The 16,281-nt window shown below is 67.3% G+C and carries 15 protein-coding genes and 2 pseudogenes; 7 read left to right on the top strand and 10 right to left on the bottom strand.

The features are described 5' to 3' along the window. Positions 1-73: 73 nt before the first annotated feature. The 9 genes and pseudogenes from AC2W7K_RS05865 to AC2W7K_RS05825 form a co-directional block, all read right to left on the bottom strand. Positions 74-1,629: pseudogene (locus AC2W7K_RS05865) on the bottom strand (aldehyde dehydrogenase (NADP(+))). An 82-nt stretch (positions 1,630-1,711) separates the two neighbouring features. Further along, entirely contained in the window at positions 1,712-2,383 is a 672-nt protein-coding gene (locus tag AC2W7K_RS05860; RefSeq protein ID WP_486005862.1) for an FAD-dependent oxidoreductase, read from the bottom strand. Continuing rightward, positions 2,380-3,255: an NAD(P)/FAD-dependent oxidoreductase gene (locus AC2W7K_RS05855; RefSeq protein ID WP_486005861.1), complete on the bottom strand. Its 876-nt coding sequence runs from the start codon at positions 3,253-3,255 to the stop codon at positions 2,380-2,382. The genes AC2W7K_RS05860 and AC2W7K_RS05855 overlap by 4 nt, the downstream gene beginning before the upstream one ends. After that, positions 3,215-3,562 (bottom strand): 2Fe-2S iron-sulfur cluster-binding protein, encoded by a 348-nt coding sequence (locus AC2W7K_RS05850; RefSeq protein WP_198500412.1) that lies wholly within the window; start codon positions 3,560-3,562, stop codon positions 3,215-3,217. The genes AC2W7K_RS05855 and AC2W7K_RS05850 overlap by 41 nt, the downstream gene beginning before the upstream one ends. Further along, complete coding sequence (locus tag AC2W7K_RS05845; protein WP_486005860.1) at positions 3,559-4,140, bottom strand: NAD(P)/FAD-dependent oxidoreductase; 582 nt, start codon at positions 4,138-4,140, stop codon at positions 3,559-3,561. The genes AC2W7K_RS05850 and AC2W7K_RS05845 overlap by 4 nt, the downstream gene beginning before the upstream one ends. After that, positions 4,059-4,784 carry an NAD(P)/FAD-dependent oxidoreductase gene (locus AC2W7K_RS05840; protein ID WP_486005859.1) on the bottom strand — a complete coding sequence of 242 codons (726 nt, stop codon included), beginning with the start codon at positions 4,782-4,784 and terminating at the stop codon, positions 4,059-4,061. The genes AC2W7K_RS05845 and AC2W7K_RS05840 overlap by 82 nt, the downstream gene beginning before the upstream one ends. A gap of 13 nt (positions 4,785-4,797) precedes the next feature. Beyond that, positions 4,798-5,565 carry a GntR family transcriptional regulator gene (locus AC2W7K_RS05835; RefSeq protein WP_198500413.1) on the bottom strand — a complete coding sequence of 256 codons (768 nt, stop codon included), beginning with the start codon at positions 5,563-5,565 and terminating at the stop codon, positions 4,798-4,800. 35 nt (positions 5,566-5,600) lie between these two features. Further along, entirely contained in the window at positions 5,601-6,608 is a 1,008-nt protein-coding gene (locus AC2W7K_RS05830) for a proline racemase family protein (protein WP_198500414.1), read from the bottom strand. A gap of 72 nt (positions 6,609-6,680) precedes the next feature. Next, on the bottom strand, positions 6,681-7,613 hold the full coding sequence (locus tag AC2W7K_RS05825) for a dihydrodipicolinate synthase family protein (protein ID WP_198500415.1): 933 nt from the start codon (positions 7,611-7,613) through the stop codon (positions 6,681-6,683). Positions 7,614-7,723: 110 nt separating this feature from the next. On the opposite strand from AC2W7K_RS05825, the gene AC2W7K_RS05820 reads away from it, so the two are divergent. From AC2W7K_RS05820 to AC2W7K_RS05795, 6 genes are all read left to right on the top strand, one after another. Continuing rightward, positions 7,724-9,238: an alanine/glycine:cation symporter family protein gene (locus tag AC2W7K_RS05820; protein WP_198500416.1), complete on the top strand. Its 1,515-nt coding sequence runs from the start codon at positions 7,724-7,726 to the stop codon at positions 9,236-9,238. A 252-nt stretch (positions 9,239-9,490) separates the two neighbouring features. Next, positions 9,491-10,012 carry a hypothetical protein gene (locus AC2W7K_RS05815; RefSeq protein ID WP_198500417.1) on the top strand — a complete coding sequence of 174 codons (522 nt, stop codon included), beginning with the start codon at positions 9,491-9,493 and terminating at the stop codon, positions 10,010-10,012. A gap of 108 nt (positions 10,013-10,120) precedes the next feature. Continuing rightward, positions 10,121-10,354, top strand: a complete 234-nt coding sequence (locus tag AC2W7K_RS05810; RefSeq protein ID WP_198500418.1) for a hypothetical protein — start codon at positions 10,121-10,123, stop codon at positions 10,352-10,354. A gap of 122 nt (positions 10,355-10,476) precedes the next feature. Continuing rightward, entirely contained in the window at positions 10,477-11,805 is a 1,329-nt protein-coding gene (locus AC2W7K_RS05805) for an FAD-dependent oxidoreductase (RefSeq protein ID WP_486005858.1), read from the top strand. Between the two features lie 71 nt (positions 11,806-11,876). Next, complete coding sequence (locus AC2W7K_RS05800; RefSeq protein ID WP_486005857.1) at positions 11,877-12,734, top strand: ABC transporter permease; 858 nt, start codon at positions 11,877-11,879, stop codon at positions 12,732-12,734. Beyond that, the gene (locus AC2W7K_RS05795; RefSeq protein WP_486005856.1) at positions 12,727-13,497 is read left to right on the top strand and encodes an ABC transporter ATP-binding protein; all 771 of its coding nucleotides are present in this window, start codon (positions 12,727-12,729) and stop codon (positions 13,495-13,497) included. The genes AC2W7K_RS05800 and AC2W7K_RS05795 overlap by 8 nt, the downstream gene beginning before the upstream one ends. Before the next feature lie 89 nt (positions 13,498-13,586). Here AC2W7K_RS05795 and wecC read toward each other — a convergent pair. After that, positions 13,587-14,835 (bottom strand): annotated as a pseudogene (gene wecC / locus AC2W7K_RS05790) (UDP-N-acetyl-D-mannosamine dehydrogenase). A gap of 260 nt (positions 14,836-15,095) precedes the next feature. Here wecC and wecB point away from each other — a divergent pair. Beyond that, positions 15,096-16,277 (top strand): non-hydrolyzing UDP-N-acetylglucosamine 2-epimerase, encoded by a 1,182-nt coding sequence (wecB, locus tag AC2W7K_RS05785; protein WP_486005855.1) that lies wholly within the window; start codon positions 15,096-15,098, stop codon positions 16,275-16,277. The last annotated feature ends 4 nt before the right edge of the window (positions 16,278-16,281 follow it).

The raw sequence follows: 16,281 nt of genomic DNA, 5'->3' as shown, positions 1-16,281 counted from the left end.
CGGCTGGGCTGTGACCCTGCCGACCGCCACGGGCGCTGTCCGACACCGGGAAGCGCCCGTGGCGTCTGTCCGCTCAGCCCCAGGTCGTCGACGCACCCGCCGGTGACACGGCCTGCGGGAGGCCGAGCGGGTTCGCGTCCTGGAGGGCGGCGGGCAGGAACGCCGCCGGAGCGTTCTGGAACGCGACCGGGCGGAGGAACCGCTGGATCGCCGCCGACCCGACCGAGGTCGACGCATCGTTCGTCGTCGCCGGCCACGGCCCACCGTGCTGCATCGCCGGTGTCACCGCCACCCCCGTCGGCCAGCCGCCGAAGAGGACACGTCCCACCTGCCGGGAGACCGCATCGACCAGCTCGCCGAGGCGGCCCTGATCCTCCGTCTCACCCGCCGTCTCCGCGGTGCTGAGGTGGAGGGTCGCGGTGAGATTGCCGGCGAAGAACTCGGGCACGAGTTCGGCGTAGGACGTCCCGGCGGGCACCTCGACGATGATCGACAGCGGCCCGAACGCCTCATCGAGGAGCGCCTCACGGTGCGCGCGGAAGTCCTCGAGGGAGAGTGCGACGAGCGTCGGACGCGCCCAGCCCTGACCGTCGTCATCGATGCGCAGTCCGCCCTCGGCGATGACCCGGACGCCCGGGACAGCGAGGATGGCGTCCCGCCGCTCTGCGAAGCCGCGGGCGATCCCCGGATTGAGCAGGCGGTGCTCCTCGACGGCGCCGGCAGCGGTCGCGATGTCCTCGTCGAGTCCGTGGTCGGGCGGGGCGAAGAGGAAGCCGGGTTTCGTGCACAGCTGACCGGCCGAACCGGACACGCTCGTGACGTACCCGGCGGCGATGTCGGGTCCCGCTTCGGTGAGGGCCGCCTCGGTGACGAAGACGGGATTGACGCTGCCGAGCTCACCGAAGAACGGAATCGGAGTGGGCCGGGCCGCCGCGATGTCGGCGAGGAGACGCCCGGCGCGGATCGACCCGGTGAACGATCCCGCCTTGATCCGCTCGTCCTCGAGCACGGCGGTGCCGGCCTCCTGACCGTGGATGAGCGCGAAGACCCCGGCGGCATGCCCGCGGCCGTCAGGGCCCCGTCGACGACTGCGGCGGTGGCGTCGGAGAGCTCCGGGTGCCCGGAATGGGCCTTGACGATGAGCGGGCAGCCGGCGGCCAGCGCCGCAGCCGAATCACCCCCGGCGACGGAGAACGCGAACGGGAAGTTCGAGGCGGCGAAGTTGAGGACAGGCCCGACGGGGACGTGGACGCGGCGCACATCAGGGCGCGCACCGAGGGCGAACGCATCATCGGCCGGGTCGATCCGGGCGTCGACGTACGCGCCCTCGCGCAGGGTCGCAGCGAACATCCGCAGTTGCACGGCGGTGCGGGTGAGTTCGCCGGTCAGCCGTGCTTCGCTCAGACCGGTCTCGCGCATCGCGATCGGCACGAGCGTGTCCCGCGCGGCCTCGAGGGCGTCGGCCACGGCGGTGAGGGCGTCGGCCCGGTCGGCCGGTGCGGTCGCGGCGAAGGCCGGAGCGGCGGCTGCCGCGGCGGCGACGATCCTCTCGAGGTCGGGGGAGAGCGCCGAGGCGGTGGGGCGTGACGAGCCGGGCGCCGAGGTGGCAGTGGTGGTGTCGGTGGTCATGGTGATCCTTTCGTGCTGAGTGCCGGTGGCGGTCACAGGTCGAAGAACGTCGAGAGCGGCACGGGTTGGGCGACGGGTCTCTTCATCGTCTGGGCGAGGGAGGCGTGCAGGGACGAGGATTCGGCGCGGTCGGGAGCACCCGTGGCGAGGCACGTGACGGCGAATCCGCATTCGCGTCCCTGGCACCAGCCCATGCCCGCGCGGTCATGTTCTTCTGCGCCCTGGCGTCGTCGGCTTCGAGGGTGGTGCTCGCCTCGGCGATGGTCGCGGCCGGCACCTCCTCGCACCGGCACACGATCGTCTCCCGGGTGAGCCGGTCCGTCCAGCCCGGCGGCACGGGGTGGGCGCGATGCATCGCCTCGGCGAACGCACGGTGCCGGGCGATCGTCCGCCTCGTCGCGGTCCGGTCGAACGCCCGCGGGTGAGCCGCGGTCCGGTCATCGGGGGACGCACCGGTGATCTCGGCGGCGGCCTGGGCACCGGCGAGGCGCCCCTCGGCCGCGGCGAGCACGGCACCCCCGACCCCGGTGACCTCACCGGCGAGGAAGAGCCCGGGCACCGACGACCGCTGGGACTCGTCGACGACGGCGACGAGCGAGCCGTCGACGTCGACGCGAGTGCGCGCCCCGAGCGCGACCGGCAGCTCGAGCTGCGGAGTGAACCCCCAGCCCAGACCGACAGCGTCGATGTTCTCAAGCGTCGCCTCGGTGCCGGGGACGACCGCGCCGAGGCGGTCGATCCGAGCCGTGGTCACCGCCTCGACCCGGCCGTCGCCGAGGATCTCGGTGACGACCGTGCGCGTCCGATAGGGGATGCGGTGGCGGAGGAAGGCCCACGCGTACTCGGCTCCCTCGAGCGCTTTGGCGGGGACCCCGGCCGCCCGGTGGGCGTGAGCCAGCCAGCCGGTGAGGGACGAGGATTCGAGGACGGCGCGACGTCGCCGCCGAGGTCGGTGATGTTCGCGGCGACGGGCAGGAGGAACGGTCCGGTGCCGGCGATGACGAAGCGCGAACCCGGCAGCATCCCGTTCTGCTTCGCGAACCCCTGGATGCCGCCGGCGGCCATGACTCCGGGCAGATCCCACCCGGGGATCGGCAGCTGCCGGTCGTAGCCGCCGGTGGCGATGATGAGGCGGCGGGCGTGCAGAACGGGGGACCGGTCGCCGGGCTCCGAGGCGGTGGGGCCGTGGCTCGGGGTCGTGCAGACGGTGAACCCGGCGCGTGTCCGGTCGGGTGGTGCCTCGACCATCCACACCGAGGTGGCCGGCCGATAGTCGATGATGCCAGCGGCGATGCCCGCATCGAACCCGGCCCGCAGGGCGAGGTAGTCGTCCCATCCGTGGTGAAGGCGACCGTCGTCGGTGCCGGCGGTCTCCGTGCGGTGGCGCCAGAACTGGCCGCCGGGCTGGTCAGCGGAATCGATGACGACGATGCGCGGGCCTGAACCGTCCCCACGCTGACCCGCTCCCGCACTGCGTCGGGTCGAGACGAAGCGCGGTTCCGCGGCGAGCTCATGGAGTGCGGCCTCGGCGGCGGCGAGGCGGCGGGACCTGCGCCGATGATGACGAGGTCGACGGTCGGGACACTCATGAGCGCTCGCCTCCGACAGCCGCCCCACCGGTCTCATGGGCTCCCGCCCCACTGGCTCCCGCCCCACTGGCTCCCGCCGCACCGGCCTCGCCGGCACCGCGGTGGCTGCGGACGTCCATCCCGTCGGCGAGCGTGACCAGGCACGCGCGCTGCCCGGTCTGCCCGTCGATCTCGACGAGGCAGTCGAAGCACACTCCGATCCCGCAGAACAGCCCGCGCTGCCGGCCGGTGCGGGTCGTCCGCCAGCTCGTGCGACCGGAGGCGAGGAGCGCGGCGGCAACACTCGCTCCGGCCGGGGCGGTGAGCGGCGCGTCGTCGAAGCGCGCGGTGACGGTCTCGCTCATGCTGTTTCCTCCTGGGGGATCGTGGTCGCGGCGGCCGGCGCTGGCTCAGTCGCCGGTGGCCCCGCTGCGAAGCGCTCCGGGGCGAACGGTGTGAGGTCGAGGTCCGCCTCGGCGCCGGTCATCGCCTGGGCGAGCAGTTTGCCCGTGCCCACCGACAGCCCGATGCCCGCGCCTTCGTGACCGCACGCGTGCCAGAGCCCCGGCGCCCGGGGATCGGGGCCGATGACGGGCAGATGGTCGGGGCTGTACGGACGGAAGCCGTGGTAGTGGCGCAGGATGCGGGTGGTCGCGAGGAACGGGAAGAGCGCGGCGGCGTTGCGGGCGATGAGGCCGAGCGCCGCCGTGCTCACGGTCGTATCGAAGCCGACGCGCTCCCGGCTCGAGCCGATGAGGATCGTGCCGGCCGGGGTGCCCTCGACGACGGGGCTCGCCTGGAGGCCGTCGCTCGAGGAGCCGACGTTGTCGATGTACTCGGCGGCGTAGACCTTGTGGCCGATCATCGGCGGCAGCGGTTCGGTGACCATGACGAAGCCGCGACGCGGCAGGACGGGCACGTCGACGTGGGCGAGGGCGGCCACCTCGGGGGCCCAGGTGCCGGCGGCGTTGACGATGTGGGCGGCGGCGAAGTCCCCGGCCGGGTGCGGACTCCGGTGATCCGGTCGCCGGTGCGGACCACCTCGGTGACGGGGGCGCCAGTGACGACGGTGGCCCCGCGGTCGACGGCGAGGGCGAGGAGATGCCCGGCGGCGAGCATCGGCTGGACCTGGGAGTCCTCGGGATAGTATGCGGCCCCGAGTGCGGCCGGAGTGATGTGGGGTTCGCGCTCGCGCAGCTGGTCGGGGTCGAGGGCGATCGCGTTGATGCCGAAGGATCGCTGGGCGCGGGTGACCCTGTTCAGCGAGGCGACACTGGACTCCCGGGAGGCGACGATGATCCCGCCCTTGGCTTCGAACTCCCAGCGGGCGGCGAATTCGGCGAGTTCGCCCGTCCACAGCCCCAGCGAGTACTGGGTGAGGGCGAGTTCGGGGCCGAGCTCCTTGTCGGAGACGAGGAGGTTGCCCTCGCAGCGCGACGACGTTCCCGAGGCGGGCAGGTCGCGGTCGATGACGGTGACGCTCAGGCCCGCTGCTGTCGCGAAGTAGGCGACCGCGCAGCCGACGATGCCGGCGCCGATGACGATGACGTCGGTGGTCCGCGCCGAGGTGGTCCGCGCCGCGCTCATGTGCCCTCACCCGTCATGTCGCCCCCGAACCGCCCGCCGCGGCCGACCCGTGCGTTTCAGCCGACTCGGGGGACCCCGTCGCGCCGGCCGCCTCTGAATCGGCCGCCTCCGAACCGGCCGCCTCGGTGGTCCCGGTCGCCCAGATCGAGCGGGCATGGCCGATGTGGGCGCGCAGGAGCGCCTCGGCGCCGGCCCCGTCGCGGTCGCGCAGCAGCCGGATGAGCTCATGGTGCTCCCGGGCGGAGTCGACGAGCTTGCCCTCCTTGGCAAGACCCGCGATGCCGTAGAGGCGGGTGCGCTGGCGCAGCGAGGTCGCGAGCTCCGTGAGCTGCGGATTGTCGGCGAAGGCGAGCACCTGGGCGTGGAACTCCCGGTCGTTGGCGAGGTAGGCGGTGAGGTCCTCCTCGGCGGCACCGCGGGTGCACGCATCGGCGATGCGCATGAGCTCGGGGAAGGCCTCCTCGGTGATGTTCGCGGCCACCGCGTGCATGACCGGGGGTTCAACGAGGAGGCGGATCTGGGCGAGGTCGTCGAGGTCCTTCTCCGTCATCGTCGTGACCCGGAATCCCTTGTTCTTCACGGTCTCGACGAGACCCTCGCGGGAGAGGTCCATCATCGCCTCGCGGACCGGGGTCGCCGAGACCCCGAGCTGTTCGCCGAGGACCGGTGCGGAGACAAGCTGCCCTTCGGCGAGCTCACCGGTGATGATGGCCGTTCGCAGGCTGTTGAGCACGGACTGGCGCAGGTTCTGGGGACGGTCGAGGCGGGGGAGGGAGGCCATGGGGGATTCCTTTCGTGGGCTGCCTATGAGGATACTCATAGCAGGAATCCCGCCGGGAAGGGATCGCTCGGATCAAGAACGTACTGTGCCGTGCCCGTCACCCACGCCCGCCCCTGGACGGTGGGCACGACGGCGGGCCGACCCGCGACGGTCGTCTCGGCGACGAGGCGGCCGACGAACCGGGAGCCGATGTAGGACTCGTTGACGAAGTCCGTCTCCAAAGTCAGCTCGCCGCGGGCGTGGAGCTGAGCCATCCGCGCGCTCGTGCCCGTCCCGCACGGGGACCGGTCGAACCAGCCCGGATGGATCGCCATCGCATGCCGGGACCGTGCGGCCGTCGACCCGGGGGCCTTGAGGTAGACATGGTGGCAGCCGACGATGTCGGGCCGTTCCGGATGGACAGGTTCGTCCGCGGCATTGATCGCGTCCATGATCGCCAGGCCCGCGCCGAGGAGGTCGTCCTTGTTGCTCCGATCCTCCCTGAACTCGAGGCCGAGGTCGGCGACGTCGACGATCGCATAGAAGTTGCCCCCGAACGCGAGATCGTAGGTCACGGTCCCGAGTCCGGGGACGTCCACCTCGGCGCCGAGGCGGTCGACGAACGCGGGGACGTTCGTGATCGTCACGGAATCTGCATGACCGTCACTGACGGCCACCTCGGCGATGACGAGCCCGGCGGGGGTGTCGAGACGCACGGTGGTCACGGGTTCGTGCACCTCGACCATACCGGTCTCGACGAGGACGGTGGCGACGCCGATCGTTCCGTGGCCGCACATCGGCAGGCACCCGGAGACCTCGATGAAGAGGACGCCCCAGTCCGCGTCGGGGCGGGTGGGCGGCTGAAGGATCGCCCCGGACATCGACGCGTGCCCGCGGGGTTCGGTCATGAGCAGGGTGCGGACGTCGTCGGAGTTCTCGATGAACCACGTCCGGCGCTCGGCCATCGTCGCCCCGGGCAGCTCGCCGACCCCGCCGGTGATGACGCGGGTGGGCATCCCCTCGGTGTGGGAGTCGACGGCGTGATAGACGCGTGACGTGCGCATGGTGTCCTCCTCATTGAATGACCGGGGCGACCTCGTTGCCGACTGGTCGTCCCGGTCAGAATACTGCCGGGCTCAGACGGCGGCGACGGCGGGCCTGGTCTCGGTGGCGTACCCCTTGTCCGCGGCGGCCTGGGTGTCTGCGACGATGCGGTCGACGAGCGGCTGGGACAGGGGCAGACGCGGGGGCCGGCAGATGCCGCCGCGCAGGCCGAGGACGTCCATCGAGAGCTTGATCGCCTGGACGAATTCGGTCTTCGAGTCCCAGCGCAGCAGGGAGTGGAGGTCGCGGTAGATCTCCTGGGCGCGGACGAGGTCGGCGGTGTCGCCGGAGGTGCAGAGCTCGAAGAGTTCGATGCAGGCGCGGGGGATCGCGTTCGGGTAGCCCGACACCCAGCCGACGGCGCCGGCGAGCCCGACCTCGAGGACGGTGTCGTCGGTGCCGATGAGGATGTCCAGCGTCGGCGCGAGCTCGGTGATCTCGTAGATCCGGCGCGGGTCGCCGGAGAACTCCTTGACCCCGACCATGTTTCCGGCCGCGTGGATCTCGGCGATGAGCTCGGGGACGAGGTCGACCTTCGTGTCGATGGGGTTGTTGTAGCCGACGACGGGCAGACCGACGGAGGCGACGGTCGCGTAGTGGTCCTTGACGATCTCCCAATCGGCTCGGTAGGTGTTCGGGGGCAGCTGCATCACCGAGGTGGCTCCCGCGTTCGCTGCCTGCTCCGCCCAGTGCGCGGACTGGAGGGCCCCGTAGGCGCCGGTGCCGGCCATGACGTGGAATCCGGCGGGTGCGGCCTCGACGGCGGTCGTGATGACCTGGGCGCGTTCGACGTCCGAGAGCGTCTGGTACTCACCGAGCGAGCCGTTGGGGGCCACGCCGTCGCAGCCGTTGGCGGCGAGCCAGGCGACGTGATCGGCGAAGGCGTCGTAGTCGACGGCGTAGTCCTCGGTGAATGGCAGGGCGGTGGCGACGATGACTCCGTGCCAGGGCTTCTTCTCCGACATGGGCTTCCCTTTCGTTCGGCCCGGATTCCTCCGGGGCTGTGCCACTACTGTGTGACATGTTACTGTGCAATGGTACACAAAAGAGGTCTATGTCACAAAGGAGTCGACAAATGGACGAGCTGCTTGAGCTCATCGGCACCATCAACACAGGAATCTGGAACCCCATGGCCTATATGGCCCTCGGTCTCGGACTGCTCTACACGATCTGGACCGGCGCCGTGCAGATCCGCAGGCTTCCCGACCTCGTGACGATCCTCAAGGAGAGTTCGGGCGGGGAGGACGGAGGGATCTCGAGCTTCCAGGCACTCGCGCTCACCCTCTCGAGTCGCGTCGGCGTCGGCAACATCGCCGGCGTCGCCACGGCGATCGCCGTCGCCGGCCCCGGAGCCCTGTTCTGGATGATCGTCATGGGCATCCTCGGCGGGGCGACGGCGTTCGCGGAGTCGACGCTCGCGCAGGTGTTCAAGCGCAAGGTCGACGGCGAGTACCGCGGCGGCATCCCCTATTACATCGAGAAGGGGCTGGGCCAGAAGTGGCTGGCCGTCATCGCCGCGGTCGCGACGATGATCCTCTACGCGGTGCTCGCACCCGGGGTGCAGACGTTCAACATCGCCAACAGCGCCAATGTCGCGTTCGGGGCACCGGAGTGGGTGACCGGACTGATCGTCGCCGCCCTCTTCGGCATCATCGTCATCGGCGGGACGAAGCGGATCACCGCGGTCGCGGACAAGGCGGTGCCGTTCATGGCCGCCGGCTACATCCTGCTGGCGATCGTCGTCATCTGCGTCAACCTCGATCAGGTCCCTGCCGTCCTCGCGCTCGTCTTCTCCTCGGCCTTCGGCGTCAACGAGGTCTTCGGCGGGATCATCGGCGCGGCGATCGCGTGGGGTGTGCGCCGGGCCGTGTTCTCCAACGTCGCCGGCGTCGGTGAGGGCACCTACGCCTCGGCGGCGGCGTCCGTATCCCACCCGGCGAAGCAGGGGATCGTCCAGGCGTTCTCGATCTACGTCGACACGGTCCTCGTGTGCACGGCGACGGGGGTGATGATCCTCATGACCGACAGCTACAACGTCATCACCGAGGCGGGGCGCACGCTCGTCGAACACCTCCCCGGTCTCGAGCCGGGCACCGAGAACACGCAGATCGCCCTCGACTCGGTCTTCCCCGGGTTCGGTCCGGTCTTCGTCGCGCTCGCGCTCTTCCTCTTCGCGTTCACGACGCTCATCGCGTTCAACTACATCGCCACCTCGGCGGCGGCCTACCTCTTCGACGGGAAGCGTCTGGGCGTGGTCAAGCGACTCATCCAGGGCGTCATGATCGTCATCGCCTTCGTCTCTGCGGTCGCCCCGGCCGATCTCATCTGGGGCATCGGCGACATCGGGTACGGCTCGCTGGGCTGGATCAACATGATCTGCCTCGTCTTCCTCGCCCCGCTCGTGGCGAAGGTGCTGCGCGACTACACGGCGCAGAAGAGGATGGGCCTCGACCCCGTCTTCGATCCGACGAAGCTCGGGATCCGCGGGGCGACCGCCTGGACCGGCGACAACCCGCCGGCCGCCGTGCTCGTCGCACGCCGGCACAACGCGGCGCTGGCCGGGGAGGAGGCGGGAACGACTCAGCGGTGAGGAGCCGGGCACGCCCGACCGTCGATCAAGCGGAAGCGCGGATAGCCGCGCGAGCACGGCCTGCTATCCGCACTCCCGCGTGAACGAGACGCTGGCTCGAGACGTCAAGTCGCCTGACTGTCCAACAGTCAAGTGGCCCTGTCGCGGCTCCGCCGGCCTTATGCGTGGTCTCCGCGCCGGTTATGTGAGGAGCGTTCGATAATTGAAATAGAAATACTGTTGATCTCGATTCTTCCGTGAAATCATCGACCCGTGAGCGATGAAGCTGATGGGGAAGAGCCGAACCCGGGCGGCGGGTGGTTGTTCAATGCGGTGCTCACACTCCTCTCCTTGGTTGTCGTTCTCCTGATTCTGGCCATCCTTGGACTGCTGATCGCTCTCATCGTGCGGGCGCTGACGGTAGTGATCGCGGATCCCGCTCTGGCCTTCACCGTCATCGGCGACAACGCCACCGCTATCGGAGCTTGGGCCGCAGCGTTCGTCGGTCTGTTCACGGTGATCGTGCTGGCTCGTACCAACCGCACACGGGCCAAAGAAGCGGTGAGGAACGACTTCCGCGAGTTCATGGAGTGGGCCTTGGAGAACCTCAATCAGACGGACGACTACGCGTCGAGGCTGTTCGCGTTCGAAGTGGTTCAACGGTTTGCCAATGATCCACCGAAGTTCTTGGACAAGTGGGACTCTGAACTCGCGGAACGTGTGGTGGATCTTGTTGCAGCCGAATCAGAGGACAAAAAGAGAAAGAGTGACTCCTCTTTGTCAGGCTGGTTATGAGTCACTCCCAACAGCTTGACACCGCGCGAACGTTGAAAATTTCGGAACCGACACCGACAATTGATGGACAGCCGGTTGAGATCTCGACGTCGAGTGAGTGGAGTCGTGATGACCGATCCCCGGATCGATCCCAAGTCAGTGCCGGGACTGAGCAACGAGCGAGCCGAAGAGCTCCTCGACGAGATGGTCCGCGACGCACTGGCCAAGCAGAAGGAACGCGACCGAGCCGAGGAACCTGGCGTCAGCGGGTCCGACCGGCACTCGTCGACGATTGTCGCCAAGAGGATCTGGCGCGACACGAAGAGGGCACTCAAGCCGCGGGCCCGAAAGAAGCGCACGTAACCTCGCCTGCAGCGAGCAAGGCACCCCGCCAAGCACCCCTGACAATGCGGCTGATGACCCCGCCGCCCCGCGTGCTCACCGGGTGAGGAAACGACTCCCGAACCCCGACTAGCATGGGGAACATGGGCAAACAGATCGTCATCATCGGTGCCGGCCTCGCCGGAACCACCGCTGCCAGGGAGCTGAGCCAGCGCGGCCAGTCCGTCACCCTCATCGATCCGGAGGCCGGGGACACGTACGAGCGTCCGCCCCTGTCCAAGCACCTCTTCGACGATTCGCGCTACCACCTTCCCTATCATCTCGAGGACAGTGAGCTCATCACGTTCGTCCGCGACCGGGCCGTCTCGATCACCCTCGCCGAGGCGACTCCAGAATCCCAGACGGAAGCCCTTTTCCAGCCCGGTTCCGAGCGCCTCGCCGGCACCGTCCACCTCGGGTCGGGGGAGACGCTCGACTTCACGCACTGCATCCTCGCGACGGGGATGGAGGCCAACCGCCCGGAGATCCCCGGGTATCCGGATGCGCTGCCGGTCTACAACCTCGGCGAGGCGGAGTGGATCCGTGATTTCGTCGCCGAGGCGACCGACCCTCTCAACGTCGGTGTCCTCGGTTCGGGGTACCTCGGGATGGAGGTCGCGACCGCGGCAGTCGCCGCCGGGCATGCGGCGACGGTGTACCTGCGGGGCGACGAGCCACTGCGACGGCAGCTCTCGGCGCCGGTGCGACGGGCGCTGTTCGAGAAGCACAAGGCGGCCGGAGTCCGCTTCGTCACCGACCACACCGACAACGCGGACATCCCGGCCGGCGAGCACACGCTCTTCGTCACGAGCGTGGGCGCCCGGCCCGTGCGCATCCCCATCAATGGGGCGCTGCCGACGACGGACGAGCATTCCGCCGACCCAGAGGGGCCGGCCCCGGGTGAGGTGCCGACGTTCGCCTGGGACGTCGATGAACACCTCGCCACGGCCTACCCGGGAGTATGGGCGGCAGGTGATTGTGCCCACATCACCAGCGGACGGTTCGCGATCGATCATCCGTGGGCGTGCGAACCGGTCGCGGAGAGTCATGGGAAGTACCTGGCCGAGCACATCCTCGGCGAGGACGACGACCTCACTCCGGGCGCCGACGGAACTGTGACCAGCAAGCCCGCACCGTGGTCCGACGTTCCCTGGCACTGGAGCTTCCAGGGTCCGGAGAAGGTCTTCACTGCCGGTCTGACCAGCCCTGATGCGCAGGACACGGTGCAGCGCAGCGACCCGAGCGGAACGAAGTTCCAGGTGTTCCACTTCGCCGGGCCCGAGCCGGAGGCTGCGCTCATCGGGGTCGAGACGCTCAACTGGCCGCCCATGCAGGCGGCGGCGCGGCGGGTGCTCGGCGCCGATCGGCCGATGCCGACGAGAGCGCAGCTCGAGGACCCCGAATTCGACTTCAAGGCTCACAGTCGCTTGTGAGTTCCAGCAGGGGTCATCGCGTAGACTTCCTGTGTTCCGTCCCAGTTTCCGACGAGAGAATCTTCACCTACATGGACATGGCCAAGCTTGCTGCCGAGCATGGACTCGACAGAGTGGGTGGGCGTCCGTCGCTCCCTGCGTACATCAAGCAGCTGTGGAAGCGAAGCGACTTCACGCTCACGCTCGCCCGGTATCGCATTCAGAGTGAGAACGAACGCAATCGCCTCGGCATGCTCTGGGTCGTGCTGCGACCGACGTTCTCGGCGATCATCTACGGCGTGATCTTCGGCGTCATCCTCGGAGGCGCAGGAATGCGACCGGACGATTTCGTGCCGTTCGTCGTCATCGGCGTCTTCATGCTCGAGTTCTTCAACTCGTCGATGAACGGCGGTGCGAAGTCGATCATCTCGAACGCCTCCCTCGTCCAATCCCTGCCGTTCCCGCGCATCGTGCTGCCGATCGCGACGGTCATGCAGAACCTGCTCAACTTCATGCCGACGATGGCGCTGATGATTATTCTCGCGGTGATCTATGGGGCGAGGCCGTCGTGGGAGTGGCTGCTCTTCATCCCACTCATCATCCTCTTCTGGATCTTCTGCCAGGGAATTGCGTTCATCTTCGCGCGCATCACCGTCCACTTCAGGGACCTCAGTCAGGTCACGCCGTTCATCTCGCGGATGATCTTCTACACGTCCGGTGTCTTCTTCTCTCTCAATGAGATGATCGCGAAGACCTATCCGTCGCTGCAGCCCTTCGCCGACTGGCACCCGCTCAACGAGGTGCTCTCGATCAGCCGCGGCATCCTCATGAACGGCTACGAGATCCCGTATGAGTACTTCGGCTACTTCGCGATCTGGGCGTTCGCGATCTTCGCCTTCGGCTTCGTCTTCTTCTGGCTGGCAGAGGAAAGGTATGGTCGCGATGAGTGAAACAGAGAAGGTCCCCGCCGAGGTGACCGAAACGACCCCGCCCGTCGTCATCGCCGATAACGTCCACGTCCGGTACAAGACGCTCGCCACGGGCAAGCGACTCAAGCTCGGCGCCGGTGGTGGGCTGCTGCAGAAGACCCGCGGACTGCGCGAGGTGCATGCGCTCAAGGGCGTGAGCTTCGTCGCGCACGCGAATGAGTCGATCGGCGTCATCGGCAGCAACGGCTCCGGCAAGTCGACGCTCATGCGTGCGATCACCGGGCTCACCCCGACCTCGGAGGGCGCGGTCTATGCGAGCGCGAGGCCGAACCTCCTCGGAGTCGGTGCCGCGCTCATCCCGGATCTCTCCGGTGCCCGCAACATCATCCTCGGTGGTCTGGCGCTGGGTCTGACTCGGTCGCAGGTCGAGGAGAAGTTCGATGACATCGTCGACTTCACCGGCCTCGGGGACTTCATCGATATGCCGATGCGCACGTACTCCTCGGGGATGTCGCAGAGGTTGAAGTTCGCGATCGCCACGGCTGTCCAGCATGAGATCCTCATCGTCGACGAGGCGCTTGCGGTGGGTGACAAGAAGTTCCAGCAGCGCAGTGAGGGCCGGATCCGTGAGATCCGTGAGAACGCGGGAACGGTGTTCCTCGTGTCGCACTCGATGCGATCGATTCGCGATACGTGCAACCGCACGATCTGGATCGAGAAGGGCGTCCTGCGTGCCGACGGCCCCACCGACGACGTCGTCAAAGAGTACGAGTCGTTCAAGTAGGCACTGCCGCGTCCAGAGCGGCAATCCGGTTTCTCAACAGCGGAGGCCGCCCGGCTGAACCGGGCGGCCTCCGCTGTTCGTGACCAGGATCAGTTCCAGACTCCGCGGGTGTCGTGGACGATCTTCTGCGCGAGCAGAGTGCGATCGATGCGGGCGAACTCGTTGTGGTCGACGAGCAGGAGCACGATGTCGGCTTCCTTGAGTGCCTCGTTGAGGTCGCTGAGGGTGACGTTCGCACGCGCCGAGAGGTCAGAGGGCAGTTCGTCGATGTTCGGCTCGACTGCCATGATCGTCGCGTCCGGCAGCTCGTCGGAGAGCTGGTTGACGATCTGCCGAGCGGGGCTCTCGCGCAGGTCATCGATGTTCGGCTTGAAGGCGAGCCCGAGCGCGGCGATCTTCACGTCATTGATCCGCTTCGCCTGGGGGAGGAGCTTGTCGAGGACGAACTGCGGCTTCGAGTCATTGACTTCGCGCGCGGTCTTGATGAGTGACGAGTGCTCAGGCGTGGTCGCGACGATGAACCACGGGTCGACGGCGATGCAGTGGCCGCCGACGCCCGGGCCTGGCTGGAGGATGTTGACGCGCGGGTGATGGTTGGCGAGGTCGATGAGTTCCCAGACGTTGATGTCGAGCTTGTCGGCGATCATCGACAGCTCGTTGGCGAACGCGATATTGACGTCGCGGTAGGCGTTTTTCGGTGAGCTTGGAGAGTTCGGCTGTACGCGCGTCAGTCATGAGGAATTCACCCTCACAGAAGAGCTGGTACAGGTCGCGAGCGCGTTCGCCGGCGTTGCCGTTGAGCGTGCCGACGATGCGGTCGTTCGTCCGCAGCTCGATCATGATGCGCCCGGGCAGCACGCGTTCGGGGCAGTGCGCGAAGTAGACCGACTGTGAGGTCCCCGGCTTGAGAGTAAGGTCAGGGCGCGCGGCGAGGATCGTGTCGGCGAGGAACTCGGTGGCTCCGGGAGGAGACGTCGACTCGAGGATGATGAGCTCGTTGCCTTCGAGGAGCGGAGCGATCTGCTTGCCCGCAGTTTCGATGTAGGAGAGATCCGGCTTGTGCCCGTCGGTGAACGGCGTCGGCACCGCGACGATGTAGTTGTCAGCGTGCGGCGTCTCGGTCGTTGCCCGGAGGAATCCCTGCGAGACGACGCCGGCCACGGTGGTTACCATATCGGGCTCGACGAACGGAACCTTGCCCGCATTGATGACATCGACATTGTTCTGATTGATGTCGACACCGACGACATCCGCGCCCGTGCTGGCCAGGATGGCTGCAGTCGGCAGGCCGATGTAGCCGAGACCGATGACGGCGACGGAAGGGCGGTATCGGTCGATAACGGCATTCACCTTGTCGAGGCCTCCAAAGTTGTAGTCCTATGTGTTGGTAACACGATTGTCCGTTCGATCCTATATCCGCGGACAAGAGCAATCGTTACCGTGATGCAAGCCTACGAATTGATCGTCGACTGTGGTGGCTGAGCACCCCAAACTCCGTACTCCGAAGTTCGCCTTCGCAACATCGCGCCACAGGTAGTTTCTCGTAGGTTCAAGGTAGGCTTGAGCACGGTCACTACTCTTAGGTCGTTGTGATCCCAATGGAATTTGTCAACGCGAGGAGAGACGGCTTGAGAGCTGACCGGCGCACTGACTCGCCGACCATCATGGTGATCTATGGGACCCGACCCGAGGCAATCAAAGTCGCACCGGTAATCAAATCCCTTGCTGGCGACGAATGGCTCACTCCGATCGTTGTTGTGACCGCACAGCACCGCGAGATGCTCGATCAGGTGAACGCCGAATTCGGAATCTTTCCCGATGTCGATCTCGATCTCATGGCCCACGGACAGACCCTCAACGGAATCGCGGCGTCAGTAATCGACAAGATCGATGCCGTCCTGACAGAGCTCGCCCCGGATGCGGTCCTCGTCCAAGGCGACACCACGACGGTCATGGCCGCGTCGATCGCCGCGTTCAACCAGAATATCCCCGTAGTCCACCTCGAAGCCGGATTGCGCTCAGGCGATCTCAGATCTCCGTTTCCAGAAGAAGCCAACAGGAAGCTCGTCTCTCAGCTTGCGCGACTCAACCTCGCGCCGACCGAGATCTCTCGAGCGAACCTCCTCCATGATGGGGTCGAAGATGCGAGTATCCGAGTTATCGGCAACACAGTCATTGATGCACTGCATTGGGCGGTGGAGCAGCCTACTGAGTTTGCCGATCCTACTCTCCGTGCGCTGGCCGACCTCGCTCGCCCGGTCCTCCTAGTCACCACGCACCGACGGGAGAACCTCGGCGAGAGGATGGAATCAATAGGGCGAGCGATGCGCCGCCTCGCACTGTGCCGTTCGGATCTGCTCGTCGTTTGGCCCGCGCACAAGAACCCCATCGTCCGGAGCACAATTCGCCCGCATATCGATGGATTGGACAACGTACTATCTGTCGAACCAGTCGGATACCGGCAGTTCGCCCACCTCATTGCCCGTTCCACCGTTGTGCTCACGGACTCTGGTGGCATTCAAGAAGAGGCGCCGAGCCTAGGTAAGCCGGTGCTCGTGCTCCGTGAGAATACGGAACGACCAGAAGCCGTGTCCGCCGGAACCGTTAAGCTCATCGGCACGGATACTGAGAGGATCGTCGCCGAGGTGACGCGGTTACTCGACGATCAGAGTGCGTATTCCGCGATGGCTTCGGCTACTAATCCGTACGGCGATGGCCGGGCAGCTGAACGGGCGGTGGACAGCCTCCGCGAGTTGGTCCGCACCAGACAGGGGAAATGAGGGG

The organism is Brevibacterium sp. LAARM2_SD2, assembly GCF_057364785.1.
This window is presented reverse-complemented; position numbering and strand designations above follow the sequence as displayed.